At 65.9% G+C, this 25,047-nt stretch carries 25 protein-coding genes and 3 pseudogenes; 15 read left to right on the top strand and 13 right to left on the bottom strand.

Annotated features, from left to right (window positions below; all coding sequences use genetic code 11):
• Positions 1-254 precede the first annotated feature (254 nt).
• A pseudogene (locus tag AC1RQK_RS21535) lies at positions 255-740 on the top strand (GGDEF domain-containing protein); the annotation flags it as partial.
• 344 nt (positions 741-1,084) lie between these two features.
• On the opposite strand, the gene AC1RQK_RS21530 reads toward AC1RQK_RS21535, so the two are convergent.
• From AC1RQK_RS21530 to AC1RQK_RS21520, 3 genes are all read right to left on the bottom strand, one after another.
• Positions 1,085-1,396 (bottom strand): PXPV repeat protein, encoded by a 312-nt coding sequence (locus AC1RQK_RS21530; protein WP_492374473.1) that lies wholly within the window; start codon positions 1,394-1,396, stop codon positions 1,085-1,087.
• A gap of 106 nt (positions 1,397-1,502) precedes the next feature.
• The gene (locus tag AC1RQK_RS21525; RefSeq protein WP_492811038.1) at positions 1,503-1,841 is read right to left on the bottom strand and encodes a hypothetical protein; all 339 of its coding nucleotides are present in this window, start codon (positions 1,839-1,841) and stop codon (positions 1,503-1,505) included.
• A gap of 185 nt (positions 1,842-2,026) precedes the next feature.
• The gene (locus AC1RQK_RS21520; RefSeq protein ID WP_492811036.1) at positions 2,027-2,470 is read right to left on the bottom strand and encodes a GNAT family N-acetyltransferase; all 444 of its coding nucleotides are present in this window, start codon (positions 2,468-2,470) and stop codon (positions 2,027-2,029) included.
• A gap of 590 nt (positions 2,471-3,060) precedes the next feature.
• Here AC1RQK_RS21520 and AC1RQK_RS21515 point away from each other — a divergent pair.
• Positions 3,061-3,510, top strand: coding sequence for a hypothetical protein (locus AC1RQK_RS21515; protein WP_492811035.1), 450 nt, complete (start codon positions 3,061-3,063; stop codon positions 3,508-3,510).
• A 442-nt stretch (positions 3,511-3,952) separates the two neighbouring features.
• On the opposite strand, the pseudogene AC1RQK_RS21510 reads toward AC1RQK_RS21515, so the two are convergent.
• From AC1RQK_RS21510 to AC1RQK_RS21500, 3 genes and pseudogenes are all read right to left on the bottom strand, one after another.
• Positions 3,953-4,231 (bottom strand): annotated as a pseudogene (locus AC1RQK_RS21510) (OB-fold nucleic acid binding domain-containing protein); the annotation flags it as partial.
• A gap of 104 nt (positions 4,232-4,335) precedes the next feature.
• Positions 4,336-4,782, bottom strand: coding sequence for a hypothetical protein (locus tag AC1RQK_RS21505; protein WP_492811033.1), 447 nt, complete (start codon positions 4,780-4,782; stop codon positions 4,336-4,338).
• Between the two features lie 168 nt (positions 4,783-4,950).
• Positions 4,951-5,418, bottom strand: a complete 468-nt coding sequence (locus tag AC1RQK_RS21500) for a MarR family winged helix-turn-helix transcriptional regulator (RefSeq protein WP_492811031.1) — start codon at positions 5,416-5,418, stop codon at positions 4,951-4,953.
• A gap of 207 nt (positions 5,419-5,625) precedes the next feature.
• Here AC1RQK_RS21500 and AC1RQK_RS21495 point away from each other — a divergent pair, with 207 nt between their 5' ends.
• The 4 genes from AC1RQK_RS21495 to AC1RQK_RS21480 all read left to right on the top strand — a co-directional run bounded on the left by AC1RQK_RS21495 (position 5,626) and on the right by AC1RQK_RS21480 (position 9,284).
• Positions 5,626-6,750 (top strand): cytochrome P450, encoded by a 1,125-nt coding sequence (locus AC1RQK_RS21495; protein ID WP_492811029.1) that lies wholly within the window; start codon positions 5,626-5,628, stop codon positions 6,748-6,750.
• A gap of 27 nt (positions 6,751-6,777) precedes the next feature.
• On the top strand, positions 6,778-7,152 hold the full coding sequence (locus tag AC1RQK_RS21490; protein ID WP_492374480.1) for an antibiotic biosynthesis monooxygenase family protein: 375 nt from the start codon (positions 6,778-6,780) through the stop codon (positions 7,150-7,152).
• Between the two features lie 7 nt (positions 7,153-7,159).
• A complete protein-coding gene (locus tag AC1RQK_RS21485) occupies positions 7,160-7,915 on the top strand; it encodes a sulfite exporter TauE/SafE family protein (protein WP_492374481.1) in 756 nt (251 codons plus the stop codon).
• 259 nt (positions 7,916-8,174) lie between these two features.
• Positions 8,175-9,284, top strand: a complete 1,110-nt coding sequence (locus AC1RQK_RS21480) for an extracellular catalytic domain type 1 short-chain-length polyhydroxyalkanoate depolymerase (protein WP_492374482.1) — start codon at positions 8,175-8,177, stop codon at positions 9,282-9,284.
• A gap of 13 nt (positions 9,285-9,297) precedes the next feature.
• On the opposite strand, the gene AC1RQK_RS21475 is transcribed toward AC1RQK_RS21480, so the two are convergent.
• Both AC1RQK_RS21475 and AC1RQK_RS21470 read right to left on the bottom strand, forming a co-directional pair.
• Entirely contained in the window at positions 9,298-9,612 is a 315-nt protein-coding gene (locus tag AC1RQK_RS21475) for a 2Fe-2S iron-sulfur cluster-binding protein (protein WP_492374483.1), read from the bottom strand.
• On the bottom strand, positions 9,609-10,220 hold the full coding sequence (locus tag AC1RQK_RS21470; protein WP_492374484.1) for an IMPACT family protein: 612 nt from the start codon (positions 10,218-10,220) through the stop codon (positions 9,609-9,611). Before AC1RQK_RS21470 ends, AC1RQK_RS21475 begins: the two co-directional genes overlap by 4 nt.
• A gap of 292 nt (positions 10,221-10,512) precedes the next feature.
• On the opposite strand from AC1RQK_RS21470, the gene AC1RQK_RS21465 reads away from it, so the two are divergent.
• Entirely contained in the window at positions 10,513-12,504 is a 1,992-nt protein-coding gene (locus AC1RQK_RS21465; protein ID WP_492374485.1) for a PhoX family protein, read from the top strand.
• Between the two features lie 88 nt (positions 12,505-12,592).
• Here AC1RQK_RS21465 and AC1RQK_RS21460 read toward each other — a convergent pair whose 3' ends face one another.
• Positions 12,593-13,759 carry a DJ-1/PfpI family protein gene (locus tag AC1RQK_RS21460; protein ID WP_492811025.1) on the bottom strand — a complete coding sequence of 389 codons (1,167 nt, stop codon included), beginning with the start codon at positions 13,757-13,759 and terminating at the stop codon, positions 12,593-12,595.
• A 98-nt stretch (positions 13,760-13,857) separates the two neighbouring features.
• Here AC1RQK_RS21460 and AC1RQK_RS21455 point away from each other — a divergent pair, with 98 nt between their 5' ends.
• Both AC1RQK_RS21455 and AC1RQK_RS21450 read left to right on the top strand, forming a co-directional pair.
• A complete protein-coding gene (locus AC1RQK_RS21455) occupies positions 13,858-14,862 on the top strand; it encodes a GlxA family transcriptional regulator (RefSeq protein WP_492811023.1) in 1,005 nt (334 codons plus the stop codon).
• 121 nt (positions 14,863-14,983) lie between these two features.
• Positions 14,984-15,601, top strand: a complete 618-nt coding sequence (locus tag AC1RQK_RS21450) for a DUF938 domain-containing protein (protein ID WP_492811021.1) — start codon at positions 14,984-14,986, stop codon at positions 15,599-15,601.
• A gap of 411 nt (positions 15,602-16,012) precedes the next feature.
• Here the strand turns inward: AC1RQK_RS21450 and AC1RQK_RS21445 are convergent, their stop codons facing one another.
• From AC1RQK_RS21445 to AC1RQK_RS21430, 4 genes are all read right to left on the bottom strand, one after another.
• Entirely contained in the window at positions 16,013-16,435 is a 423-nt protein-coding gene (locus AC1RQK_RS21445) for a fumarate hydratase (protein ID WP_370563575.1), read from the bottom strand.
• Positions 16,436-16,698: 263 nt separating this feature from the next.
• Positions 16,699-17,217, bottom strand: coding sequence for a DUF1439 domain-containing protein (locus AC1RQK_RS21440; protein ID WP_254615466.1), 519 nt, complete (start codon positions 17,215-17,217; stop codon positions 16,699-16,701).
• A 177-nt stretch (positions 17,218-17,394) separates the two neighbouring features.
• Positions 17,395-17,598 (bottom strand): SlyX family protein, encoded by a 204-nt coding sequence (locus AC1RQK_RS21435; protein WP_043357297.1) that lies wholly within the window; start codon positions 17,596-17,598, stop codon positions 17,395-17,397.
• 50 nt (positions 17,599-17,648) lie between these two features.
• Positions 17,649-19,121, bottom strand: coding sequence for an aminotransferase-like domain-containing protein (locus AC1RQK_RS21430; RefSeq protein ID WP_193692215.1), 1,473 nt, complete (start codon positions 19,119-19,121; stop codon positions 17,649-17,651).
• Between the two features lie 365 nt (positions 19,122-19,486).
• On the opposite strand from AC1RQK_RS21430, the gene AC1RQK_RS21425 reads away from it, so the two are divergent.
• From AC1RQK_RS21425 to AC1RQK_RS21400, 6 genes and pseudogenes are all read left to right on the top strand, one after another.
• Positions 19,487-21,133 carry a cbb3-type cytochrome c oxidase subunit I gene (locus AC1RQK_RS21425; protein WP_492811018.1) on the top strand — a complete coding sequence of 549 codons (1,647 nt, stop codon included), beginning with the start codon at positions 19,487-19,489 and terminating at the stop codon, positions 21,131-21,133.
• A gap of 2 nt (positions 21,134-21,135) precedes the next feature.
• Positions 21,136-21,738 (top strand): annotated as a pseudogene (locus tag AC1RQK_RS21420) (cbb3-type cytochrome c oxidase subunit II); the annotation flags it as partial.
• 136 nt (positions 21,739-21,874) lie between these two features.
• Entirely contained in the window at positions 21,875-22,480 is a 606-nt protein-coding gene (locus tag AC1RQK_RS21415) for a c-type cytochrome (RefSeq protein ID WP_492811016.1), read from the top strand.
• Positions 22,477-23,127, top strand: a complete 651-nt coding sequence (locus AC1RQK_RS21410) for an SCO family protein (protein WP_492811014.1) — start codon at positions 22,477-22,479, stop codon at positions 23,125-23,127. The genes AC1RQK_RS21415 and AC1RQK_RS21410 overlap by 4 nt, the downstream gene beginning before the upstream one ends.
• A complete protein-coding gene (locus tag AC1RQK_RS21405; protein WP_492811012.1) occupies positions 23,124-23,705 on the top strand; it encodes a hypothetical protein in 582 nt (193 codons plus the stop codon). Before AC1RQK_RS21410 ends, AC1RQK_RS21405 begins: the two co-directional genes overlap by 4 nt.
• Before the next feature lie 425 nt (positions 23,706-24,130).
• Entirely contained in the window at positions 24,131-25,000 is an 870-nt protein-coding gene (locus tag AC1RQK_RS21400; protein WP_492811010.1) for a DMT family transporter, read from the top strand.
• The last annotated feature ends 47 nt before the right edge of the window (positions 25,001-25,047 follow it).

The following is a 25,047-nucleotide window of genomic DNA, read 5'->3' as shown; positions in this document are numbered from 1 at the left end:
ATAGAAGGTAGCGAATTGCAGAATTCTTGGATGCGGAGCAAAAGGAGACCAGGCTGGACGTAGAAGAGACACCGAGGGCCCCTGGGAGGAAGCGGTACCAGCGAAAGTACGTGATTCCAGAGAGGCAACCGGGAGAAAGCACATGAGCGCAAGCACAATCATTGAAGAGCCGGCGCCAGCAATCCATCTCGTGACCAAAGCGTATTCACATTTTTTGGTTGTCGGCTTTGCACTGCTCCCAGCTTACCTTATTGCCACTCACCGGAGCGGCGAACCGCCGCTCGTTCATCGAGCGTGTCGACGCCGAAATTGCGCGTGCCAAGCGAGAGGGGGCACCGTTTTCTCTCCTCGCGCTCGACCTGGATAATTTCAAGCAGATAAACGACTACTATGGACATCAGGTCGGCGACAAAGTCCTGCAGGGGTTCGTGCAGCAATGCCTCGATGCAATCCAGCCGTATGACGGCGTAGCCCGTGTGGGCGGAGAGGAATTCATGGTGTTGCTACCTCAAGTTGCCCTGGGGTTCGCTTGTTCGATTGGCGAGCGCATTAGGTCAGCCATAGAATGCGCCGTGTTCGAAAGCGCGATTGGGCGCAAGGTCGGGGTCACGCTCACTGTCAGCATCGGTGTTTCCCAGTTCGGGCGCGACGGTAGCACAATCGACGCGATTCTGCGCGCCGCTGACGAGCGTCTCTATCGCGCGAAGGCTGGAGGCCGCAACCGCGTAGTCGCAATGTAACGCGGCTTTCGGTCAGCCTCAAGCTGTACCAAGATTTGACGGGAATGGAGCCCGTTGTGTTTGAGCGTGTCAGTCCGAGGGGGCGAAGGCGGTAGTGGACAGTGCGACGCTAGCCAAGAAGGGCGAGAACCAGACCGCAACACGAAATTAGCGGCGGCAGAACGGAAGCGGATTTGAAGGCCGTCGTGCTGAACCAGAGCACAAAGGCGGAAATCAACTCGATTCACAAGAAGTGCAACAAGTTCATCTCGGGCACAAGTTCGTCCTTCAAGAAATAAAAAGACTACCTCTTATGCCTGCCTGGCTAATACCGCGCGGGCTTTTTTTCGGTCTGGTGAGCAGTGTCAGCTTTCGTTTTCGTGTTGGCTGCGTTCCTCACGGCTGCGATGGCCTTGGTCGCTATGCTCTTCCTGTTCGCGCCACCTCCGTTCACTCCAGTATTCCTCCCGTTGTTCGCTTTCACCCCTATAGGGTGAGTATCGCGAGCTTGGAACAACAACATAGACAGGCCGGGGCGCAACATAGACTGGGGTGGGTTCCGCATGTGCAACACCAGGAACGTCAACGCCAATGTCGACATTCGCTGCGGCAAAGGCCGACGAGACGACGACGAACAGCGTACCGACAATGGCCCTACCGATTGCACGGCGCTTCATTCCCGATTTCTCCTGGCTATTCGCGGTCGCCATTCTATGGATGCAACCTCGTCCCTTGGATGACGATTGCTAACTCGCTCTTTCGAGGCGAGCATTTGGGCGTGGCTCAATCCTCCTCCCCATCATGCCAGCGACGCCACTCCCGATGGTGAATGCGCCACTCACGCTCGCGCCAACGCCTTTCTCGCCACTGCCGCTCTTGCCACGCACGAGCGCGCCAATCGCCGTAATAGCCGGGTGCAACAATAATCGGCTGCGGTTCGACATAAACGGGGGCCGGCTCATAGTAGACGGGAGGCGGCGGGTAATAAACGGGAGGCGGTGGAACCACGTACGCTGGCCCGGGAAGGCCAATCCCAATGCCCACATCCACACGCGCGTCAGCGACGCCGGAGGTAAGGGCGGCACCTGCAGCCAGCAAGCAGATGGCCAAGGCCTTTTGCATGATAATGCTCCTTACGTTTCTACCGGCACTCTATACCGCCACTGGGCGCGAGGGTACTTGTGAACTAATACAGGGGTTACGACCTGTAACAAGGCGGGGGTGCCGGAAGTCGATGAGGCCGCAGCTACACACGCCGCCATCGTGCAGGATGAGGTAACGGGGCCGCCAATCTGGCCGTCTCCGCGCTAGCGCAATTCGCACCGCATGCAGAGTGCGGACGTTTGAATAGCACGTCGAAATGCTCTTGAGGCCGTGACTTCCGGTGGCGCTTCTTCGGCAGGGATAAGGGAGAATCCCCAACGCGCGAAATAGGCTGGGGCCGCAGTGGAGAGGAGATAGGCGTCTCGTACTTCATTGCCGCGTGCACGTATCAAGAGCGCCTCAACCAATCGGCTGGCGATGCCTCTTTCGCGATATGCGGGTTCAACTGCTACGGAGCGGAAGAGGATGGCCTGTCCATGGGGCTCTGTCGCTGCGCAGCCAACGACGCGGCCATCAGACAGGGCGACGTGGAAGTTCTCGATAATTTCGACAACATCTGCGGCAGGTAGCCTGCAGCGCTCAAGCAATGCAACGATTTGCTGCAAGTCCGAGTGAGAGGCCGAGCGTAGGTGAACGTCGGTCAACATGATGAAGTGACTCCAATTTGCGTTTCCTTAGGCTAGGAGAAGCCTGCGGCACGCTCGCGTATTACTAAAGGCATATGTTTGTTTTCTTTGTCACCTAACAGCGCTAACGGCGCTAACAGCGCGATGGTCATGCGCCACCGTCGACAGTCATGGTGCTAAACCTAGCATCGAACATGCAATCGACTTGTAAGCGATTGTGAGGCTACTCGCGGTGCGGTTTTTTCCACGCAAGCTCCGGCTACCTGCTGATGACAATCGTGTTCTCGCCGAACTCGCCCCACCGTTCGCCGGGGTATGCAACCAACGCAGGAACGGGGGGACTATGACGCCCAACGATGGGGCGCAGACAGGTGCCGGAGCGTAGCGGCTACCTCTCAGCACTGGCTTCCGGTCAACGTGATTCTCGAACAGGCTGTAGTGCCCATTGGGCTGTGGAGGCGCTTCCGTCCACGCTCGCGACTTCGGCTTACCTGTTTCAGAACTTACGGATTGTCACGAGTTTTGAGTCAACTCGGGTCGGGACAGTACCGTTTCTACCGGTAAGCACGGCGCATTGCCGAGCCGCTCAAAAATCCTCAGGAGTTCACGTCATGAAGAAGCTGTTCGCTGCTCTCGCCTCTGCAGCCCTCGTCGGTACCGTTTTCGCTCAGGCTGGTGTGCCAGCTTCCGCGACTCAGCCGCAAGCAAGGGCGATGAAAGACCAGGTAAAGGTCGTCAAGGAGAAGAGCGCCACGCAGGCAAATGCCGACAAGGACAAGAAGGGTGTCAGCGCGCAGGGCGATGTAGCAAAGGCCCAGGCCAGCGCCGGCAAGGAGAAGGCTGATGTAAAAGCTGACGCCAATAAGTCCGCCGCCAAGGGCAGCCACCACAAGGCGAGCAAGATGGGGGCCGCCAATACCGAGGGTGGTAAGGCGAAGGTTGAAGTAAAGAATGATGTCGACAAGGTGAAGGCCAAGGTAGATATTCCGAAGCCGGAGGCGCAGGCCGACGCAGCGAAGGCTGCAACCAGCGCCAACGTAGACAAGACGAAGAAGCAGTAAGCTGCTCCCATCGAGCGGACGGGGGTACGTCGCCAAGGCAAAGGCCAGCGCGACGAAGCTCGAGTGCAGGAGCTTTTTGGAGAGCGCCAGTTTGCTGGAAGGCCCAGCCTGGCCTCTCCGCGCTTGTTCAAGATGAGGGAAGCGTCATGAAAGCCTTTCTCGCATTACTAATTGTCGCATCCACACTGCCCGGTGGTTGCGTCGTGGTGCCATACGATGGCGGGTACTATGGTGGATACGGGTATTGGGGCCACGGGCACCACGGATACCATGGACACGACTAACACGGAATTTGACGCTTTCGTTGCAACCGAAACTCTAGCCATTCATCCTCGGCATTCGATAGAACGGCATCGGCCTGCGCGTGTCGCCAGTTATGGGAGCATAGGTCGCAATAGCTCCGTTGTGCCCTTGACTTAGGAACTCAGCAGAAATTCCGGCTTCATGTAGCCAGACTGCCCAGCATGGGTGATAGGTCGACGAGGTGCTGCGCAATGAGATGTCGAACCTCTCCGTCACACTGCCATTTGCCATTTGCCATTTGCCATTTGCCATATGCGCCGACGAGCGTGGCGGTCAGTACTTCACGGCGTTGCCTCTCAAGGACCGATGGCCAAGCGATGACATCAATGGGTTCGGTCTCATCTTCCAGGGTCAGAAAGACGACGCCTTTGGCCGTGCCAGGGTTTTGAATCGGAATGGCCATCGCACAGCCGCGTGCGTGGAAAGAAAGGTGATCTCCGGTATTCCTCGCTAAACGGCGGCCTCAGGCCTTAGCCTGTCTTCATGCAAGGACGCAAGAGAGATGGCGCGGCTAACGCAGGTTCATCGCGCCTTCAGCTTCATCTTGCCCGCCAGCCGCATACCGTCACGAAAGCTCATGCCAAGCAGGGTCAGCTGCAAGGCACCCATTGCCAGTTCGATGGCCTGGACGACGTAGAACAACGTGTCGAACTCGCCGGCCTGCGCCTTGGCGCTCAGGAAGAGCGCGCAGGGCAACAGGATCAGCAGGCCGTTCGCGGCGATCAGGGGCATGCGTTTCTTCTTGCCGTGCACGATGCGGCCCCGCCTGTGCCGGGAGAGGGCAAAGCCGGACGCGCCGGTGGCGGCCATGGCCGTAATCAGCAGCACCAGCCCGTACACCACACATTGCTTGACCAGCGCCACGGCAGCGTGGTCGAAGAACGCCTCGGAGATGACCGTCGACATCCAGAAGGTGGCTACGGTCAGCATTGCCACGCTGCCGGCGATGCCATGCACGATCGGTTTCATGGATCTCCTCCTTCTGCTTTCAAGTATTGACAACTAGTTTCCATAAATGGAAACTAGTTGTCAATATAGGGTTCGGCAGAAGAATGCAAGGAGGCGCGACGCCACCAGCATGCCAGGCGCCTGCTGCTGTCGCCCCCCTATGATCGTGCTTTCCCAGGCGCGTGTGCGCTATGCGCCGGCGTCCACTTCGGCGTCGACCTCGGCATGCATCGCAGCAAGCCCCTCGACCACCCTGGCGGCGGCCTCCAGATCGGCCGCGCTGAACGCGGTGGCAAGCTTGGCCGTGTGCTCCCGCCACTGCTGGTCCACCGTGCGGTAGGTGCGTTGGCCGCGCTCGGTGAGCACGTATAGTGGCGAGCGCTTGTGCAGGGGGTTGGGACGCGCTTTGATGAAGCCCTCATCGGCAAGCAGATTGAGCTGCTTCAGGGCGCCTTGCCGGGTCACGCCCATCTTGGCCGCGATCTGCGGCGCGGTCAGTGATTTGCCGGCAAGCGCAAGCGCGCCGAGCATTTGCCAGCGCGCGCTGGTCAATCCCAGTGGGGCCACGAAGCTGTCGCCCCAGGCCAGGAGCCTGCCGTTGAGCTGAAACACCGACAGGACGATGCTGGTTAATTGTTCGCTCTTCTGAATTCGCATGAAGGTCCTCGTAATTGACAACCAGTTTACGATGATGGGGTGAATTGTCAAACGCCCGTACCGCTTGGCGCGGGCGCATGGCGGGCATGGTGGACGTGACATCCCCCGCCTTTGCTGCCCCTGTCCGCATTCCACATTTCACATCGTCATGAAACGTCGCGCGGCGCGCGACGGCATACTGCTTGTGTGCTCTCGATCCGCCTCCCCATGCCCTTGCCGACCGCCATGCCGATGCCGTCCGACCCGCTTTGCGCCGTGACGCACCCCGATCCGGCGCCGTATTACCGCACCCTTGCCGCGCAGCGGCCGTTCTATCGCGATGAAACGCTCGGGCTATGGGTTGCCGCCGGCGCCGCCGAGGTGCAGGCCGTGCTGACCCATCCCGCTTGCCGCGTGCGGCCGCCCGCGCAAGCCGTGCCGCCAGCGCTGGAGGGCAGCCCGGCCGGCGCACTGTTCGGCGGGCTGATCCGCATGAACGATGGGGACTGGCATGCGCCACTCAAGGGCGTGCTGCGCAAACGCATGGCGTGCCTGGCGTTTGCCGGCATGGGCGCGCGGGTATTGGCGCTGGCGCGGGATCTGCCGTTCGACGCCGTCCGGCCCGGTGCCGCCGTGAACCACTGGATGTTCACCTTGCCGGTGCTGACGGTGGCTGATGCACTTGGACTGCCGGTGGCCGGCAAGCCCGGCGTAGCGGGCCAGGTGGCAGCCTTCGCGCGGGCCATGTCGCCGCTGGCGACAGCGCAGGAGATTGCCGCAGGGAGCGAGGCCGCCACATGGCTCCAGGCCTGGATGCGCACGAGCCTGTCATCCGCGCCGCCGCTGGACGCACTGGTGCAGGAAGCGCTTGCCGCCGGCGTGGCGCCGGAGATCATCGCAACCAATGCGATCGGCCTGCTGATCCAGGCATGCGAGGCCACCGCCGGCCTGGTCGGCAACATGCTGCTGCGCCTGGGCCGGGATACGTCCCATGGGCGAGAGCTGCCCGCGTTGGACTGCGTGGCCGCACGCGTGCTGCGGGAGGATCCGCCGGTGCAGAACACCCGGCGCTTCCTGGCCGCCGATGTCCGCCTGTGCGGTGCGCAACTGATGGCGGGCGATACGGTGCTGGTCGTGCTGGCGGCCGCCTCGCTCGAACAGAGTGAGGCGGCGACGCCTGCGCCCTGGACCTTCGGGCGCGGCCACCACGCCTGCCCCGGCGACGCGCTGGCGTCCACGGTGGCGCAGGCCGTGGTGGCCGCGCTGCTGGCGCGCGGTGCGGATCCGGCGCCGCTGGCGCGCGCATTCCGCTATCGGCCCTCGGTCAACGCGCGCATTCCGCATTTTCTGTGAAGCAAGTCAAATCAATAGGACCCCACCATGATCGCAGTCATCTTCGAAGTCGAACCGGCCGAGGGCCGCAAGGACACTTACATGCAGATCGCCGCGCAACTGCGGCCCACGCTGGAGGCCATCGACGGCTTTATCTCGGTGGAGCGCTTCCAGAGCCTGACCAATCCGGGCAAGCTGCTGTCGCTGTCTTTCTTCCGCGACGAGGCCGCGGTCATGGCGTGGCGCAATACCGAGGAGCACCGGCTGGCGCAGTCGGCCGGGCGGGGCGGCGTGTTCGCGGGCTATCGGCTGCGCGTGGCGCATGTGCTGCGCGACTACGGCCTGAAAGAACGCGACGAGGCGCCGGCGGACAGCCGCGCCGTGCACGCACCCATTGCGGCGCCCGCGTCGCCGGCCCGGTGAGGGCGGCATGGAGTCGACTTTCCTGAATGGGCAGGCCACGCTGATCGGCTTTACCTTCTTGCTTGCCGGCCTGGTCAAGGGCGTGGTGGGGCTTGGGCTGCCTACCGTGGCGGTAGGGCTGTTGGGCCTGGCGATGCCGCCTGCGCAGGCCGCCGCGCTGCTGGTCGCGCCTTCCATGGTAACCAACGTCGTTCAGCTCTACACCGGGCCGCGGCTTGGGGAGCTGGCGCGGCGGATGTGGCCCTTGCTGGCCGCGATCTGCGTGGGCACGTGGCTGGCCGCCGCGCTGCTGCCGCCCAGCCTGATGGTGCATGCCACCGCATGGCTGGGCGCGGCGCTGGTGCTGTACGCGGTGCTGGGGCTGGTGGCTTTCCACCCCAAGGTGCCGCCGGCCGCCGAGGGCTGGCTGGCGCCGCTGATCGGTGTGGTCACCGGTGCGATCACGGCGGTCACGGGCGTGTTCGTGATTCCGGCGGTGCCGTATATCCAGGGGCTGGGCCTGGAGCGCGAGACGCTGGTGCAGGCGCTTGGCTTGTCGTTCACGGTGTCCACCATCGCGCTCGCGGTGAGCCTGGCGATGCATGGCGCGCTGTTGCACACGCCGGTGCTGGGGGCGTCGCTGCTGGCGCTGGTGCCGGCGCTGGCCGGCATGTTCATCGGCCAGTGGCTGCGCCATCGCATCAGCGCGGCGCGTTTTCGCAAGCTGTTTTTTTGCGGGCTGCTGCTGCTCGGGGCCGAGCTGGCGCTGCGCGGGTTGTTCTGATCGGGATGGAGGCGAAGGCGCATTCTCTCGGGGTTGCGCGCGACGCGCCGGTGCCGCTGCCGGATGCGTGCCGCGTCGTGCTGTAGGAATGCGCCCACGTGGCGCGGTTTGCACGCAATCGGGCTGACAGCACGTCCTTGCGCGCGGCATACTGGCTGCTGCGCCGCGGCGAAACACTGCGCATCCAAGCCGGATGCGCACCGCAGGCCGCGCATTCCCGCAACCCCGCGCTGGAGATGCCGCCAATGGCATATCGCCGATGACACGACGCAATCGCAGCGGCACCAAGCTCTGGAATACCCTGAGCAAGATCGCCACCCGCAATGTCCGGCGTGCGCAGCGCACGGTCACGAAGTCCGCGATCCGTTCAGCGGTCAGGCAGGGCGAGGCGATGAGCAAGGCGGCGCAGCGCGTGCTGACCGGCGTTGCCTCGCCGGTGCCAACGCCGGTCAGCCGTGGCGGCGGACGCTGGGAGGAAGGCAGCTGGGGGCTGGGGCCGCTCGTGCAGCGCCGTTACCGGCTGTTTATCCCACCGGGCGTGAGCGCGTCGCGTCCCGCGCCCTTGCTGGTGTTGCTGCACGGCTGTGGCCAGGACACGGCCAGCTTTGCCGCTTGCACCCGCGCGGCTACGCTGGCGCGCAGCGCGGGCTGCGTGGTGCTGATGCCGGAGCAATCGTCGCAGGCCAACGCCCAGCGCTGCTGGAACTGGTTCCGCTCCGCGGCGCGCGTGGTGGCAGAGGCCAGCCTGTTGATGTCAATCGTCGAGCATGTCTGCCAGCAGCAGCCGGTTCGGCGCGAACGCGTCTTCGCGCTCGGCTTGTCGGCGGGCGGGGCCATGGCGGTGATACTGGGGCTGCGCTACCCGGACCGTTTTGTCGCGGTCGGCTCGCATTCCGGGGCGGTGCCGCTCAGCGCGTCCAACGCCGCGCAGGCGGCGCGCGTGATGCACGGCAAGGGCCAGCCGGATGTGGACGCGGCGCGGTTTCAACTAGCGGGGCGCCGCCCGCCGCCGTTGTTGCTGCTGCACGGCGATGCCGATCATGTGGTGCACTTCGATAACGCGCTGGCCAGCGCTGCCCTCTGGCAGCAACTGTTGCCGCAGCCGCCCGTGCTGGCCAAGCCGCGCCGGGTCCAGCGTGGGCAGCGCCGTGCCTACAGCATCTTTCCCTGGTCGAGCGAGGGCGAGCCCTACATCCGGCTGGTGCGCATCGAAGGGCTGGGGCACGCGTGGAGCGGCGGCCCGTCCAGCCAGGCCTTTGCCGATCCGTCCGGCCCGGATGCACTGCGGATCGCGTGGCAGTTCTTCATGCAGTGCCTGGCGGCGCGCCAGCGTGCCGCGCCAAGGCGGGTGCGCAAGGTGGCCGCCTGACGCCTGTGCCTGGCTAGGGCAATTGCGGCGCTTCTATCACCACGTCGCTCTCGGGGTACGCCACGCACGGCAGGATGAACCCCTCGTCGCGCTCGTCGTAGCTCACGCCCGGCCACTCGATGCGGTAGCCGATCCGCCCGGCGGCCAGCCGGCACAGGCAGGTGCGGCAGGTGCCGTTGCGGCAGGAACTGGGGAATTTCAGGCCGGCCTGCAACGCGGCTTCGAGCAGCGTCTGCGTGGGCAGGGCGGGAAAGGTGCTGCCCTGCGGCTCCAGGCGGGCGACAAACGCTGCCGGGACCACCGGGGCTGCGGTGATGTCGCGGCTCATGACTGCGCTTGCCCCTCGTCCGCTTCGGGAAAGCGCGCACGGCCATGGGTGGCGTCGCGCAGCGCGGCCCGGGCCGGTGCCAGCAGGCTGGCCGGCAGCCGAATGGTCAGCCGGGCGGCAGCACTGTGTTCGGCATGCGCCAGCTCGTGGCTCTCCTGCTCGATCCAGCGGCGCACGCGGGCTTCGTCGGCGTAGTCCACCTCCACAACCAGCTCCGCATAGGCGATGCGCTCGATGCGCTGCGCATCCTTGAGCGCCACCGCAATCGCGTCCGTATAGGCGCGTACCAGCCCGCCCGCCCCCAGCTTGACGCCGCCGTAATAACGCACCACGGCCGCCAGCACGCCTTCCAGCTCATGGTGGCGCAGCACTTCCAGCATGGGCCGGCCGGCGGTGCCGGATGGCTCGCCGTCGTCAGACATGCCCGACTGGCCCCCCGCGAGCAGCGCCCAGCAGACATGGGTGGCGGTGGCGTGGTCGGCGCGCAGGCGCGCCACTTCGGCCATGGCCGCGGCGCGGTCGGGCACGGGCAGTGCAAAACCGATGAAGCGGCTCTTGCGGATTTCCAGGTCTGACTGGACGGGAGAAGCGAGGGTGTAGGTCGGCACGGGTTGGGCCGCGTCACGGCGCGCGATGCGCGGCGCCGGCGGGCTGAAAGCTAAAGGAATCGGGGCACCGGATTGGGGCCTGCGCCAGTGTACCGCAGCCGGCCCGGCCGCCCGGATTGTGCGAGAGGCCTCCTGGATGTCTGCAAGTTCAGTCAGTTTAAACAAGCTGTAACAAATCATTCATAGGATACGCATCGGCCTGAACGCCGCGCGGTTGTCCCCACGAGCGCGCTGCATGGCAGCGCGCATGGCGCGCCGCCTAATCCTTCACATAACGAAACGGGAAAGAAGAATGCTCGACAAACCGGACGCATCCCGCCGCAAGGCGCTTAAATTCCTGGCTGGCGCCCCCATGCTGCCGCTGGGCCTTGGCGCTACCGCCTTTCTGGTCGGTTGCGGTGGCGATGGCGACGCAGTAGCCGCAACGGCTCCGGCGCCGACGCCCGTCACGCCTGCCGGCGCTACGTTTACGACCGCCGAATTCACCGGCATGGCCGCGCCCGCGCTGACGAACGCGGCCGCGATGGCTACCACCACGGTGGGTTCCAGCCTGAAGGTATCGTTCAGCGACGGCAGCAGCCAAACCTACAAGCTGGCCTACCAGCCCTTCTTCATCACCGGCGACATGGTCCCGGATGGCAAGGGCGGCAGCATCCTCGCCGGCGGCTACTTCGACATCAACAACCAGCCGATCATCGACAAATCGGTGGCCGGCAAGGAACGCCAGTTCTACTCCGATTCGCCCGACGGCACCTCGCTGCTCAAGATCGACGGCGCCAAGGTGGCCGGCGTGAAGGGCAACACGGTCTTCGCCGTGGTCCAGTTCGAGTACACCACGCGTGACCAGGCCGGCGCGAGCGCCTACGGCCGCCTGCCGTCCCCGATCGGCGTGCTGACGCTGGACCAGGACCCCGCCACCGGCAAGCTGACGCTGGTCAAGTACCACAACGTCGATACTTCGTCGGTCAATGGCCTGTGGATTACCTGCGGCGCCAGCCTGTCGCCGTGGAACACCCACCTGTCGAGCGAGGAGTACGAGCCGGACGCCTTCACGGCCAGCACCAACGCGCAGTTCCTGGCGTTCAGCAAGAACCTGCTCGGCACCGCAAGCGTCGTGGCCAACCCGTACTTCTATGGCCACATGCCTGAAGTCACGGTCAATGCCGACGGCACCGCCAGCATCAAGAAGCACTTCTGCATGGGCCGCATCTCGCACGAGCTGGTGCATGTGATGCCGGACAACCGCACGGTGCTGATGGGCGACGACGCCACCAACAGCGGCCTGTTCATGTTCGTGGCCGACAAGGAGAAGGACCTGTCCGCCGGCACGCTGTACGTGGCCAAGGTGGGTGCGGGCTTCTCCATCGACCCGGCCGCCCCCGGTGCCGACCTGACGTGGGTCAACCTGGGACACGCCACCAGCGCCGAAGTCGAGGCCATGGCCAAGTCCAACCTGCCCACCGACATCATGGACGTGCGCACGGTCGACCCCTCGGACCCCACTTTCACCAAGATCTTCGTTGGCGGCACCGCCAACTGGATCAAGGTCAACCCGGGCAAGGAGAAGGCCGCGGCCTTCCTGGAAACCCATCGCTACGCCTACCTCAAGGGCGGCAGCATGGGCTTCACCAAGATGGAAGGCACCACCGTCAATATCAAGGACAAGGTGGCCTACTCCGCGCTGCAGAACATGATCGACTCGATGGTCGTCAACAACGCCAAGGGCTGGAACGCACAGAGCAACATCACGATCCCCGCGCCGCTCAACGCCGGCGGCGTGATGCAGCACAATCTTGCCGGCGGCCAGAAGGATCTGGGCGGCGCCGCCATCAACAGCGAATGGGTGCCGGTGCATACCAAGGCGCTGATCGTGGGCAAGGACATCAGCGCGGACGCACTCGGCAACACCGCCGATCCGGACCAGATCGCCAACCCGGACAACCTCAAATTCTCGGAAAAGCTGCGCACCCTGTTCATCGGCGAGGACAGCGGCCAGCACGTCAACAACTTCCTGTGGGCCTACAACGTAGACACCAAGAGGCTGTCGCGCGTGCTCTCGACCCCGGCTGGCGCGGAATCCACCGGCCTGCATGCGGTGGACGAGCTCAACGGCTGGACCTACATCATGAACAACTTCCAGCACGCGGGCGACTGGAGCGGCCTGCACGCCAAGGTCCAGGCTACGCTGGATCCGCTGGTGCGCGCCAACTACAAGGACCGCTTTGGCGCCGCCGTCGGGTACCTGACGGCCGATACCACGAGCGTCAAGACCACTAAGGCGTAAGCGCGGGACAGCTGTTACCCCGGCGCTTTGTTGGGCCCCCGATGACTTTGTCATCGGGGGCCTTTTTTTTCATTCGCGCGGGAGCTGGCTAGCGCGGGCGGGGATACTCCAGTTGCAGGGCGACGAATTGCGCGGTGGCGTGGCCGTAGCGGTCCTGGATTCCGGCCAAGGCAGCATCCAGCGCCGCCGCCGGCAAACCAGCGTATGGCGGCAAGTCATGGCGGCTGGTTGTTGGCTTGTCGTCCGCGCGCGTGGTGATGGTGTCAGCCTCAAGCCAGAGTCCGTGGCGCGAGCGCAGCATTGCCGCCGTGCCAAGTGTCAGCGCCGCGGAGCGATAGGTCCGTGACCAGGCATCTGCCTGCAGCGCCAGCGCGATCTCGTCAAAGCCCGCTGCCACGGCGATACCGATGGCCTCGTGCCGCCACCAGGCGAGGCGGTTCGAGAGTGCGATGCCGATGCTCGCGGCGCCTAGCTTGAAGGGGGCTGAATCGTGACGTGGGCTCCACTCCGTCACGCCGAGGCGCGCTGCGGTTGCCGCCGCCACTTGTTGGCCGGCAATCGCTTCGACCAACGCTAGCGACAGCGGCAGCGAGGCAGTCACGCCGCTCGAGGTGACAACGTTGCCATCGGCCAGATAGCGCCTGTTGCCCACCCAGTGGGTGGCTGGAAATTTTGCGGCGACACGGCTCATCGCATACCAATGTGTCGTGGCCGAGCGGCCATCGAGCAGTCCGGCGCTCGCGACCACGCGCGCGCCTTCGCAGACCGCCACGATGATCGCTCCCCGTCCTGCCTGCGCGCGCAGCCACGCTAGCGTGGCCGGCGTGTCCTCATGATGCATCGCCGGCACGATCACGATATCGGCGCCTTCAGGAAAGGCGGCGTCGAAGGCCGCCACTGTCAGGTCGGCCCGCACGCGCAGGGCCGGCATCAAGGTGACGGTGCCGGGGCCGGTCGATACTGCATGCACGTCAGCCACGCCTGCCTCTCGCAGCACGCCAACCGGAATCACGAAATCGGTGACTTCGGTGCCGGCGTTGTCGGCCAGTATGGCTACCAGCGGTCGCGCGTGGCCGGCCTTCGGCGCGGGCAGCGTGAGCGTCGCCGGCACGCCGGTAGACGCCGCGGATGCGGCGTGGCGTGCTTCTTCGGGTTCAGTCGAAGCGGGGTTTTGCGCGGCGGGCTTGAGGCAGCCGCACAGCGAGCAAGTGCACAGCGCGAGCGCGGCAAGGCGGGTCATGATGGCGTACTGCATGGTGTCCTCGGTTGGTGCGTTTCGTACCAGATGCACATGGATCGAATTTACCCTCCGCCGGGACTGGCAAAAAGGACAGAATTACCGCATTCTTTGCCATGGCTTATCTACAGCAAACAACACGAAAGGTGGTAGTGCTCGGCTTCGAGGGCGTGCAGTCGCTCGACGTCGTGGGGCCGATGGAGGTCTTCGCGGTGGCGAACTTGCATAGCCCCGCGGGCCGCCGCAAGCCCTATGAGGTCAGGCTCGCCACGCAAGCCGGTGGCGAGCTTGGGACACATGCCGGCCTGCGCCTGGCCGGCGCGGTTGCGCTTGCCGACTTGCCGGAGCGCATCGACACGCTGGTGGTCGGTGGCGGCGGCGAGGAGAGCCTGCGCCGCGCCGCCACAGACCCGGACCTGCTAGCCTGGTTGCAGGCGCGCGCCCGGCGTACGCGTCGAATCGCCAGCGTTTGCACGGGGGCGTTTGTTCTAGCCGCGGCCGGCTTGCTCGACGGGCGCCGTGCCACCACGCACTGGAACGCTTGTGGCTTGCTGAAGACATTGCGCCCCGCGATTCAGGTGGAGCCGGACGCGATCTTCGTCGCCGATCCCCCCTTCTATACATCGGCCGGCGTTTCCACCGGCATTGACCTGTGCCTCTCGCTGGTCGAGGCCGATTGCGGTCCCGAGGTGGCGCTGGCGGTCGCGCGCGAGCTGGTGCTGTTCCTGCGGCGCCCCGGCGGGCAGTCGCAGTTCAGTACCGGCCTGCGCCTGCAGTGCAGTGCCACGCCCAGGTTGCGCGCATTGCTGGCCGCCATTATCGACGACCCAAGGGGCGACCTGAGAGGGCCGGTGCTGGCCGCCCGCGCAGGCATGAGCGAGCGCACCTTCGCGCGTGCATTCGCCAGGGAGACCGGCGAGCCGCCTGCCCGCTTCGTCGAGTGCGCGCGCGTGGAGCGTGCCAAAGCCCTGCTGGAGGGCTCGGATTGGCGGCTGGAGCGTATCGCCGAGCGCGCGGGCTTTGGTAGTGTGGACGCTTTGCATCGTGCCTTTCTCAAGCGCATCGGCGTCACCCCAGGCGAATACCGGGAACGTTTCGGGCCACCGGCGCGGATTGGCTGAGGCAACATGGGCGCGGGACCGGTCATGCCTGCTACGCTTGCGGTATTGAGCGGTCGCCGGGCCAACGCGCCACCGCGGCCCAGACCCATGCCCAGACCCACAGCCCAACAGGAGCAAAAAGATGCCGAACCAAGACGGCCAACACGACGCGCGCCGCATGGCGCCGGCCACCGACCGCAACCGCGACGCCATCCTGGCCGTGCTGCGGCGGGTCTTGCCGCAGAGCGGCCTGGTGCTGGAAATCGCCAGTGGCACCGGTCAGCACGCCGCATATTTCTCCGCCGCGCTGGCGGGGCTGACCTGGCAGCCGAGCGACCCCGACGCTGCGGCGCGCGAGTCGATCGCGGGCTGGGCCGAGCATGCCGGGCTGGCCAATGTGCTCGCGCCGCTGGTGCTGGACGTGCGCCAGCAGCCCTGGGGCATCGAGGCGGCGCAGGCGGTGGTCTGCATCAACATGATCCACATCGCGCCATGGTCTGCGGCCGAGGCGCTGTTCGCCGGGGCCGGGCGTTTGCTGCCAGCCGGCGGCGTGCTCTACCTGTATGGCCCGTATCGGCGCAACGGCGAACATACCGCGCCGAGCAATGCCGCCTTTGATGCGCAGTTGCGCAGCGCGAACGCCGATTGGGGCGTGCGCAATACGGAAGATGTGGCGGCGCTGGGCGAGGCCGAGGGCTTTCGCATGGACGAGCCAATCCCGATGCCGGCCAATAATTTCAGCCTGGTATTCCGAAAATAGGAACTTCATCGCCGAACGCAAGCGGATTGGGCCGCGTGCAATGCGTGGCCGAAATTCGACAAAGCGCGATTGAGGGCTGGCGCGGAGTGGGGCTAAGTCTTCGCCGCATTGTCTTTGCGCATGTAGCGTTAAGCGTTGGCTTAAGACGCGGCGAACGTCCTGGCGGGCAATGCGTGGAACGTGGAAATGCGGAAAATGTGGGAAATGACAGGCGAAGCCGGGCGGCGCTAATCGGGAAATGCCGATCGGCCAGGGCGTCTTGAATAACCGGGGATATTGTCTGGATCTGTCTGGCTGGCCCTGCAGAGCGCCAGCCAGTTCGCACAAAAGTGGTGCGCGGCGGGGACCGGAGCACGGCGCGGATTACCGCGCGCATGTCCGGGCCGCCTGCCGCGCTGGCCCTTGCGCGATTTACTTCGCGGCGACAGGCGCTTCTGCCTCGACCTTGACGGCCACGGCCTTCTTCGGTGCTGCCGGCTTGCGGGCTGCCTTCACGACGGCCTTCTTCGGTGCTGCTGCCTTCGGAGCAGCTGCCTTCGGGGCTGCGGCCTTCGGTGCTGCTGCCTTGGGAGCTGCTGCCTTCTTGGCGGCGGCCGGCTTTGCGGCCTTCTTTGCCACGGCAGCCTTCACCACCGGCTTCTTCGCAGCCGGCTTGGCCTTGGCCTTTTGTGCAGCCAGCTTTTCCTTGGCGGCTTGCTTCTCAGCCAGCACGGCCTTCTTGGCGGCTTCAGCTGCGACCTTGATTTCGCGCTTAGCAGTTTCGATCGCCTTCTTTGCATCAGCGCGCAGCTTCAGCAGGCCCTTCTTTGCAGCGGCCAGTTCGCGAGCCAGCACGCTGGCCTTCTTCGCGGGAACTGCTGCCTTCTTGGCGGCTGCCGGCTTGGTCTTTGCTGCTGCGCTGGTTGCGACTTTCTTTGCTACGGCCATTTGTATTTACCCGTTAGTTGTGGAGCGCGGAGTATAACCGGTCGAGCGACATTGCTCGCGCGGCGTGAATTAACTGCGCAAATTTCTGGTATGAATGCGTGCGCGGATACAACATGTTTTGCACGGCGACGGCATCGGCATTGGATACGAATAGGGGGTACGTATTGCGTTTAACGCGTATTGACCTGGACTTTGATGCCGTCGGCCAGCACGGTAATGGCGCCCGGCTCGACGTCTTTGCCGGCAACGTGCAATTCTTCCGGCTTGAACGTGTAGAGCGGGTAATCGCGCAGCAGTTGCTGCGCCACGACGGCGCCGATGGCGTTCAGTTGCTCGCCATATTGCGCCGGCATGCCGGCAACCTGGACGCGTTCGACGGAAGGATTGTCGAGCAGCACGGCGCGTTTGGCCGGGTCGTACCTGAGCCCGCTGCTCAGCGAAAGCGTGCCGTTGATCGGTGGCGCGGGCAGCAAGGTGTTGCTGACCTGTGCATCCATCTGCGTGGTCACGCGGTTGTTGGCTTCGTCGAGCAGCAGGCGCGGATGCGTCAGCTGGACGTCGAGCACCTGGGCGTAGCGCAGCCTTGCCGGGAAACGTTTGTCGACGGCGTCCTGCAATTCCTGGCGGGAGAATGTGTAGTCGCCGGTCCAGACGTTATAGCCGGCCCAGGCGCTGGCGGCGACCAGCATGGCAAGCGCGCCGGCGGCGGCTTTGCGTGTTGTCAGGGATTTGCGGGGCCGGGTGCGGCGTTGCGTCGTCGGCATGCTGCGGTGCCTCCAGGTTGGCGTCTTGCGCGTTATCCCTTCTGACCGCGCCTGCGCCGGCTTTGTTCAATTGTCCAGTCTGGCCGCCGGCCATGCGCACTATCAATAGTGCGGCGGGAGTTCGTGCTGGGGGCCGTTTTCGCCGCCGCCCGTGCCGCTGGAGCGCATTTGCTGGTAAAGCGCCTGGAGCTGTTCCTGCAGCAGGTCGATCTGCCGCTGCTGGCGTGCCACGGCGAGATTGAGCGTGTCGAGCAGGTCGTCCTGGAAGGCGACCTTGATTTCTAGTTCGGTCAGGCGGGATTCCATTTTGTGTTCTCCATTGGGCCGCGCATTGTAAGGCAGGTGCGGCGCGGCCTTTACTGCATAGTCAGCCTGGCCAGCCGGCCTAGCGTGGCGAGCGCGGCGTCGGTCCGGTCGTCGAAGTCGTGGCCGCAGTTGATGCGCAAGCAATGCCGGAAGCCGCCATGCGCGGAAAAAATCGGGCCGGGCGCGATGCTGATGCCATGCGAGAGCGCATAGCGGTGCAGTGCAAGGCTGTCGGTGCCGGCCGGCATCTCGATCCACAGGAAGTAACCGCCGGCCGGCCGCGTGGCCCGCGTGCCCGGCGGGAAGTGCCGCGCGATGGCCTGCGCGAAGGCGTCCTGCCGCTGCATCAGCGCCTGGCGCAACTGCCGCAGGTGCCGGTCGTAGCCGCCCTTCTCCAGGTAGTGAAGGATAGCGGCTTGCGTTGGCGCCGCCACTGTCAGCGTGCTGGTGAGCTTGGCGCGCGCCACTTCGCGCGCGAAGCGTCCGGGCGCGGCCCAGCCGATCCGGTAGCCCGGCGCCAGGCATTTGGAGAAGGACCCGCAGTGCATCACCAGCCCCTGCGTGTCGAACGCCTTGGCCGGGGTGGGGCGCTTGTTGCCGAAGTACAGCTCGCCGTAGACGTCGTCCTCGATCAGCGGCACTTCGAAGCGCGCCAGCAACCGCACCAGTTCGCGCTTCTTGTCGTCGGGCATCAGGCTGCCCAGCGGGTTCTGGAAATTGGTCATCAGCCAGCACGCGCTCGGGCGGTGGCGTTCCAGCGCGCGGGCGAGGGCGTCGAGCTCGATGCCTTCGCGCGGATGCGTGGGCACCTCGATGGCGCGCAGCCCGTGGCGCTCCAGCGCCTGCAGCGCGCCGTAGAAGGTGGGCGACTCGATGATGACCGCGTCACCCGGGCGCGTGACGGCCGCCAGGCACAGGTTCAGCGCCTCCAGCGCGCCGTTGGTGATGACGATCTCGTCGGTGTGCACGGTAAGCCCGTCGATCAGGTAGCGCAGGGCAATCTGGCGGCGCAGGCCGGCGTTGCCCGGCGTCATGTCGTCCACCGAACTCCAAGGGTCCAGTTGCTGGACGACTGCCGCCATGGACTTGGCGAGGCGCGGTAGCGGAAACAGCAGCGGACTGGGAAACGCGGAGCCGAGTGGCACCAGCTCCCGCTGCTTGGCCGACGCCAGCACGTCGAAGACCAGTTCGCTGACATTCAGCGTGGTGGATTCGTCCGCCGGTTGCGACGCGGCCTCGGGCTCGGGCGGCAGCACGCGGCTGGTGCTGGCCACGAAGTAGCCCGAGCGCTGGCGCGCGATGATCAGCCCGCGCGCTTCCAGCAGGTAGTAAGCCTGGAACACCGTGGAGGGGCTGAGCCCGCGGCTGGCGCTGGCCTGGCGCACGGAGGGCAGGCGGTCGCCGGGCCGCAGCGTGCCGGCCTGGATCGAGTGCGCGATATCGTCGGCCAGCGTTTCGTAGAGCGTGCCGGGCGTGGCTTCCCCGTCTTTTAGCTGGGGGGTGTCTGGCTTGCTGGGCGGCATTGGCGATCCACTGTTTGGCGTATGTCCGATTTCCGGCAACTGTATCGTATCGGCGCGATGCACGACACAGCGCATGGGGATATTCCAATGTGGCAGATTTGCTGCGGCAACATGTCACGCCGGAATCCCTCTGATCCGGTTGTATCGATCCGATCTGATCCTGTTCGGGCCGGCCTTGTCTCCTTAGCATTCAGCGCTGTCCTTAAGAGGCTGTTTCAAAATGAAGCGAAGCGGTTCTGGCTAGGCGCGCGGCCGCAGGCAGTACAAGTGGTACGGCAAGGCCGCGCAACGACGCCAGAATCGTTTTGAAATGGCCTCTAAGCCGCGGCCGCCACGGCGCCGTCATGGGAAGTGCAAGGAAATCCATGGATCCCACGAGTCTGTTGTTAGCTACCTTCCTGCTGTCGGTTGGTGGCCTGTTTGCTTTCATCTGGTCGTTGCGCAAGGGTTTGTTCGATCTCGAAGCCGCCGGTGCGCGCACCATCTTTGCGCCCGGCGAGGTCGGCCAGCCCGAGGAGCCGTCGAGCGATGCGGCGCAGCGCCAGGCGCTCTGGGTGGGCGCCGCGTCCAGCCGGGAGGCGCCTGCCGCGACCGCCGCCGCGCGCGCCGATCTCGAGGCGGAGCTGGCGGCGCGGCATGAGGCCGATCGCTCCAGCGCCCTGCCGGCCCTGCTGATGCTGAGTTGTGCCGTGGCCTGGCTGGTGGTGGCGTCCGCCGCCGGCCTGCTTAGTTCGCTCAAGCTGCATATGCCCGACCTGCTGACCGGGCAGGCGTGGCTTTCCTTCGGCCGCTTGCGCACGCTGCACCTGAACGCGGTGGCGTACGGCTGGGCGCCGATGGGGCTGCTCGGGCTGACGCTGTGGATGCTGCCTCGCCTGCTGCGCACGCCGCTGCTGGGCGGGCGCTTTGCCATGATCGGCGCGCTGGTCTGGAATGCGGGGCTGGTGGCGGGGCTCGGCAGCATTGCCGTGGGCATCAACGCCGGCCTGGAGTGGCTGGAGATCCCCTGGCAGGTGGGCCTGCTGTTCGCGCTGGGCGGGATGATGATCGGCCTGCCGCTGGCATTCATGCTGCAAAAGCGCCGCGTACATCATCTGTACGTGTCGGTCTGGTACATCGGCGCGGCCCTGTTCTGGTTCCCGGTGCTGTACGTCGTGGCCAAGATCCCGGGCGTGCATTTCGGCGTGGAACAGGCCACCATGAACTGGTGGTTCGGGCACAACGTGCTGGGCCTGTTCTATACGCCGCTGTCGCTCGCCTCGGTCTATTACTTCCTGCCCAAGGTGATCGGGCGGCCGGTGCGCTCGTATAACCTGTCGCTGCTGGGCTTCTGGACGCTGGCGTTCTTCTACGGCCAGGTCGGCGCGCACCACCTGATCGGCGGCCCGATTCCGCCGTGGCTGATCACGCTGTCGATCGTGCAGAGCGTGATGATGATCATCCCGGTGACCGCGTTCTCGGTGAACCAGCACCTGACGCTCAAGGGCAATTTTGGCGCGCTGCGCCACTCGGCCACGCTGCGCTTCATCGTGTTCGGCGCCATCATGTACACGCTGGCGTCGGTGCAGGGCTCGTTCGAGGCGCTGCGCTCGCTCAACGCGGTGACGCACTTCACGCATTTCACGGTGGCGCACGCGCACCTGGGCATGTACGGCTTCGTGTCGATGGTGATCTTCGGCGGCATCTACTTCGCGCTGCCGCGCATCGTCGACGCGCCGTGGCCCCGGCCCGCGCTGATCTCGCTGCATTTCTGGCTGGTGGTGGCGGGCTTCTCCACCTACCTCATCACGCTGAGCATCGGCGGCGTGCTGCAGGGCCTGGCGCTGCTGGACCCGGCACGTCCCTTCATGGAATCGGTGACGGTCACGCTGCCTTGGCTGCAGGGGCGCTCGCTGGGCGGCGCGCTGATGACGCTCGGCCATCTGGTCTTTGCCTTTCACTTTGCCTTGATGGTCTTGCGTCCTTCGGCGCTGGCGCAGACCGATCGCATGGTTTCCCAAGCGGCTGCCTGAACATGGAAAACGAACTCAAACTTGTGGGCGGGGCCATGGTCACGCTCTCGCTCGCCACCTCGGCCATGATCGTGGTGCCCTTCCTGCAGCTCAAGGATGTGCCCGCGCCGGCGGCGCTCGCTCCCTACACCAGCGAGCAGCTGCGCGGGCGCGAGGTCTATCTCGCCAACGGCTGCATCGCCTGCCATACGCAGCAGCCCAGCTCCACCGGCGCGGGCCGCGCCGACGGCGCGCGTGGCTGGGGCCGCCCGTCCGTGGCGGCGGACTACCACTATGACAGCCCGCCTTTGCTTGGCACCATGCGCACCGGCCCCGACCTGTTCAATATCGGCGTGCGCCAGCCGAGCGCCGACTGGCACCTGGGCCATCTCTACCAGCCGCGCGCCTACGTGGCGGACAGCATCATGCCGGGCTATCCGTTCCTGTTCGAGCTCAAGCCGGAAGGCGCCGTTGGCAAGAGCGACAAGGTGGTCGCGCTGCCCGGCGGCACGGTGCAGCCGGGCAAGGTGGTGGTGGCCACGCCCCAGGCGCTGGACCTGGTCGCCTACCTGATTGGCCTGCGCCACACCTACCCGGTGGTGGAGCAGGCCGCAGCGGCGGGCGCAACCAGCCAGCCGCCGCAGCGCGCCACGCTGGCATCCGTTTCGAGCGCGCCGTCCAACCCGTTCGGTGCGATCGCTTCTTCTCAATCCACCTCCAGCCCGCCGGCGCCACGCGCGCCCGGTGCGCAAGCCAGCCACGATGACCCGCTCGCAAGCCCATAAGACAGAGAACGCCGATCCCGTTGAGCAGCACAACCCGGTGCCCAAGATCGTGCTGGCGCTGGTGTGCGGCCTGCTGGTCTGGGCCATCAGCTACATCCTGATCGAGCGCGCCGACGGCAGCGCCGCGCTGGGCGACCGGCGCGACCTGGCCGCGCTGGCAGCGCCGGCCGGGCAGGGCCGCGTCGCCGACGGCAAGCTATTGTTCGCCGCCAATTGCCAGGCTTGCCACCAGGCCAGCGGGCAAGGCATTCCCGCCGTGTTCCCGCCGCTGGCAGGCTCCCCCTGGGTCAACGACGATCCGGACCGCCTCGCGCAGATCCTGCTGCATGGCATGACCGGCCCGCTGGAGGTGCTCGGCACCACCTACAACGGCGCCATGCCGGCCTTTGGCGAGCAGTTTTCCGACCAGGAGATCGCGGCGCTGGCCACGCATATCCGCAGCCAGTGGGGCAATGGCGCTGCGCCGGTCGAGGCCGCGCAGATCGCGGCGGCGCGCGCGGCTTCCGTCGCGCAAAAGGCGCCCTGGCACGGCGGCGACGCGCTGCAGGCATTCATGGCCACGGGAGGTGTCCCCAAGCCATGACGCGTGCGTGGAGCAAGACGCTGGCGATGGTTGCGCTCGTGCTGGTGTTGGCCGGTGCGGCGGTGTTCGCCACGACGCGCGGCTTGCGCACGGTCAGCGCCGATGGCGCCCGGCGCCTGGACCTGGCGCGCGCCCCGCGCGTGCTGCCGGCGCTGGCCTTGTTCGACCAGGCGGGCCGGCAGCTCGCTTTTGGCGGCCCCATGCCGCAGGGCGAGGGCGCTGGCAAGCGCGACAGGCCCGTCACGCTGGTGACTTTCGTCTATACCCGATGCCTGGCAATCTGCCGCACCAGCGCGTCGGGGCAGGCCTGGCTGCAGCAGCAATTGCGCGAGCGCGGCCTGCAGGACCGCGTGCATCTGCTGACGCTCTCCTTCGACCCGGCACGCGATACGCCGGGCGTGCTGCGGGCCTATGCGCGCACGCTGCGCGCCGATCCTGCCATCTGGACCTTCGCCACCGTGGCCGAGCCCGCGCGCTTGCGCGGCCTGCTCGACGCCTTCGGCATCGTCGTGCTGCCCGATGGGCTGGGCGGCTACTCGCACAATGCCGCGCTGTTCCTGGTCGACGCGCAAGGCCGGCTGGCTGCTGCCTATGACGTGGAGCGGCCGGACCTGGCGCTGGCCGACGTGCTGCGCAGCCGGCTGTGAAGGTGCGGCTTGCATCCGGCTGGCAAGCCTGCCTGCCCGGCTTGATGCTGGCCGTGGCCGCGCTGTTACGCCCATGGCTGGAGGCGACCATGGCCAGGCATATGGGCCTGGAACTGCCGCTGCTGGCACTTGCCGGCTGGTGGGCGGCGCGCTGTGCCGGGCCACGGCTGGCGGCCTGGCTGGCGCCATGGAACGCGGCGGGGCTGCCGGGCCTGCTGGCGGCGTGGTGCATCGTCAGCTACTGGATGCTGCCGGTGGCGCTGGACGCAGCCACGCTGGCGGGCCCCATGGGCATGGCCAAGGTGGCGAGCATGGTGCTGGCGGGGCTGCTGGCGCGCGCCTCGTGGCAAGCGGCCGGCCCCGTGGTGCAGGGCTTCTTTGTCATCAACGGCGCCTGGATGATGCTGAGCGTCGGGTTGCTGTACCAGGAGGCGGAGTCGCAACTGTGCAGCACCTACCTGGTCGATGAGCAACTGGCGGCAGGCCGGGTGCTGGTGCTGTGGGGGCTGGCCTTGCTGGCGATGTGGCTGTTTGCCGTCGCCAGCCGGCTAGCGGTGGATCGTGAGCCGGTCACCTAGGCCCGCAAGACCACCCGCGGACCGGACAGCATTGCCATGCGAATTGACGTGGTGTAACGTTATGCGGTCCTCCGGGACCCGGGTGCTTGTTTGTTTCTCCGCCCCAGCCTGCTTACGGATTCCCATGCATCAAGTTGCGCACAACGCCTTTGCCGCCATCGCGACCCGTCCGGGCGCGGCGCGGCCGTGCGCCGCCTTTGTACCGTTCGTACCGCTCGCACCGCCTGTCACTGCTGCGCCGCGCACGCGGGCCGGCCTTGCGCCGCCGCCCCCAGCCGTGCTGGGCTGATCGTCAGCCCGTCTTTTTTCGGCTTCTTCCTTCTTCGGCTGGTTCCCGCCTGACGCCAGGGCGCGTTCGCGTCCGCGCGGCGTCAGTGTGCCGGGGCGCGCCGGAGTTTTACGGATTACCGTGACAGGTGAAACCCATGGATTCGAACAAACACGCACTGAGCGCGCATGGCTCGACCACGCTCTTCGTGCTGCTATGGAGCAGCGGCGCCATCTTTGCGCGCCTCGGGCTTGAATACGCTTCTGCCTTTGCCTTGCTGGCCGCGCGCTTTGCGCTGGCGCTGGCCGTGCTGCTGGTGCTCGCGGCCTGGCGGCGGCGCTGGTTGCCGCAGCCAGGCACGCGCGTGCAGGTGGTCTGCTCCGGGCTGCTGCTGACCGGCGCGTATTCGATCTTTTACCTGCTGGCGCTGGCGCGCGGCATGACGCCGGGCGTGCTGGCCACGCTGCTGGGCGTGCAGCCGATCCTGACCTTGCTGCTGGTGGAGCGGCGCTTTTCCGCGCGCCGGCTGGCAGGCCTGGCGGTGGCGTTGGGTGGGCTGGTGCTGGTGGTCTACCAGGGGATAGCGGTGGCGCGGATCTCGCTGCCGGGCATGGGCTTTGCGCTCTGCGCGCTGGCGTGCATGACGATCGGCGCCATCCTGCAAAAGCGCATCCGGCAAGCACCGCTCGACGTGATGCCGTTGCAATACGGCGCGGGCCTGGCGCTGTGCCTGTTGTTCGTGCCGTTCCAGCCGATGGCGGTGGTGCCCTCGGCGGGCTTCGCGCTGTCGCTTGGTTGGCTCGCGCTGGTGATTTCGGTGGGCGCCACGTTGCTGCTCTACCGGCTGATCCAGGCGGGCAACCTGGTCAACGTCACCAGCCTGTTCTACCTGGTGCCGGCCGTGACCGCGCTGATGGATTACCTCTTCCTGGGCAATCGCCTTGCCGCGCTGAGCTTGGCAGGCATGGTGGCGATCGTGCTTGGGTTGGTGCTGGTGTTCAGCCAGAAGGCAGACAGCCCGGGGTAGCCCGGTCGCCTGAAAGCCAAGCCGGCCCCGGTCGCTACGCGCCGAAG

This window comes from Cupriavidus sp. GW822-FHT02D05, assembly GCF_058802485.1.
Note: the sequence above shows the minus strand (reverse complement) of the source record. Positions and strands in the feature narration are given on the sequence as shown.

What these genes read in the sequence shown, in the direction of transcription:
- AC1RQK_RS21530 (WP_492374473.1), bottom strand. Translation starts at nt 1,396, where the DNA reads ATGAAGCGCCGTGCAATCGGTAGGGCCATTGTCGGTACGCTGTTCGTC.
- AC1RQK_RS21525 (WP_492811038.1), bottom strand. Translation starts at nt 1,841, where the DNA reads ATGCAAAAGGCCTTGGCCATCTGCTTGCTGGCTGCAGGTGCCGCCCTT.
- AC1RQK_RS21520 (WP_492811036.1), bottom strand. Translation starts at nt 2,470, where the DNA reads ATGTTGACCGACGTTCACCTACGCTCGGCCTCTCACTCGGACTTGCAG.
- AC1RQK_RS21515 (WP_492811035.1), top strand. Translation starts at nt 3,061, where the DNA reads ATGAAGAAGCTGTTCGCTGCTCTCGCCTCTGCAGCCCTCGTCGGTACC.
- AC1RQK_RS21505 (WP_492811033.1), bottom strand. Translation starts at nt 4,782, where the DNA reads ATGAAACCGATCGTGCATGGCATCGCCGGCAGCGTGGCAATGCTGACC.
- AC1RQK_RS21500 (WP_492811031.1), bottom strand. Translation starts at nt 5,418, where the DNA reads ATGCGAATTCAGAAGAGCGAACAATTAACCAGCATCGTCCTGTCGGTG.
- AC1RQK_RS21495 (WP_492811029.1), top strand. Translation starts at nt 5,626, where the DNA reads ATGCCCTTGCCGACCGCCATGCCGATGCCGTCCGACCCGCTTTGCGCC.
- AC1RQK_RS21490 (WP_492374480.1), top strand. Translation starts at nt 6,778, where the DNA reads ATGATCGCAGTCATCTTCGAAGTCGAACCGGCCGAGGGCCGCAAGGAC.
- AC1RQK_RS21485 (WP_492374481.1), top strand. Translation starts at nt 7,160, where the DNA reads ATGGAGTCGACTTTCCTGAATGGGCAGGCCACGCTGATCGGCTTTACC.
- AC1RQK_RS21480 (WP_492374482.1), top strand. Translation starts at nt 8,175, where the DNA reads ATGACACGACGCAATCGCAGCGGCACCAAGCTCTGGAATACCCTGAGC.
- AC1RQK_RS21475 (WP_492374483.1), bottom strand. Translation starts at nt 9,612, where the DNA reads ATGAGCCGCGACATCACCGCAGCCCCGGTGGTCCCGGCAGCGTTTGTC.
- AC1RQK_RS21465 (WP_492374485.1), top strand. Translation starts at nt 10,513, where the DNA reads ATGCTCGACAAACCGGACGCATCCCGCCGCAAGGCGCTTAAATTCCTG.
- AC1RQK_RS21460 (WP_492811025.1), bottom strand. Translation starts at nt 13,759, where the DNA reads ATGCAGTACGCCATCATGACCCGCCTTGCCGCGCTCGCGCTGTGCACT.
- AC1RQK_RS21455 (WP_492811023.1), top strand. Translation starts at nt 13,858, where the DNA reads ATGGCTTATCTACAGCAAACAACACGAAAGGTGGTAGTGCTCGGCTTC.
- AC1RQK_RS21450 (WP_492811021.1), top strand. Translation starts at nt 14,984, where the DNA reads ATGCCGAACCAAGACGGCCAACACGACGCGCGCCGCATGGCGCCGGCC.
- AC1RQK_RS21440 (WP_254615466.1), bottom strand. Translation starts at nt 17,217, where the DNA reads ATGCTGGTCGCCGCCAGCGCCTGGGCCGGCTATAACGTCTGGACCGGC.
- AC1RQK_RS21435 (WP_043357297.1), bottom strand. Translation starts at nt 17,598, where the DNA reads ATGGAATCCCGCCTGACCGAACTAGAAATCAAGGTCGCCTTCCAGGAC.
- AC1RQK_RS21430 (WP_193692215.1), bottom strand. Translation starts at nt 19,121, where the DNA reads ATGCCGCCCAGCAAGCCAGACACCCCCCAGCTAAAAGACGGGGAAGCC.
- AC1RQK_RS21425 (WP_492811018.1), top strand. Translation starts at nt 19,487, where the DNA reads ATGGATCCCACGAGTCTGTTGTTAGCTACCTTCCTGCTGTCGGTTGGT.
- AC1RQK_RS21415 (WP_492811016.1), top strand. Translation starts at nt 21,875, where the DNA reads ATGACCCGCTCGCAAGCCCATAAGACAGAGAACGCCGATCCCGTTGAG.
- AC1RQK_RS21410 (WP_492811014.1), top strand. Translation starts at nt 22,477, where the DNA reads ATGACGCGTGCGTGGAGCAAGACGCTGGCGATGGTTGCGCTCGTGCTG.
- AC1RQK_RS21400 (WP_492811010.1), top strand. Translation starts at nt 24,131, where the DNA reads ATGGATTCGAACAAACACGCACTGAGCGCGCATGGCTCGACCACGCTC.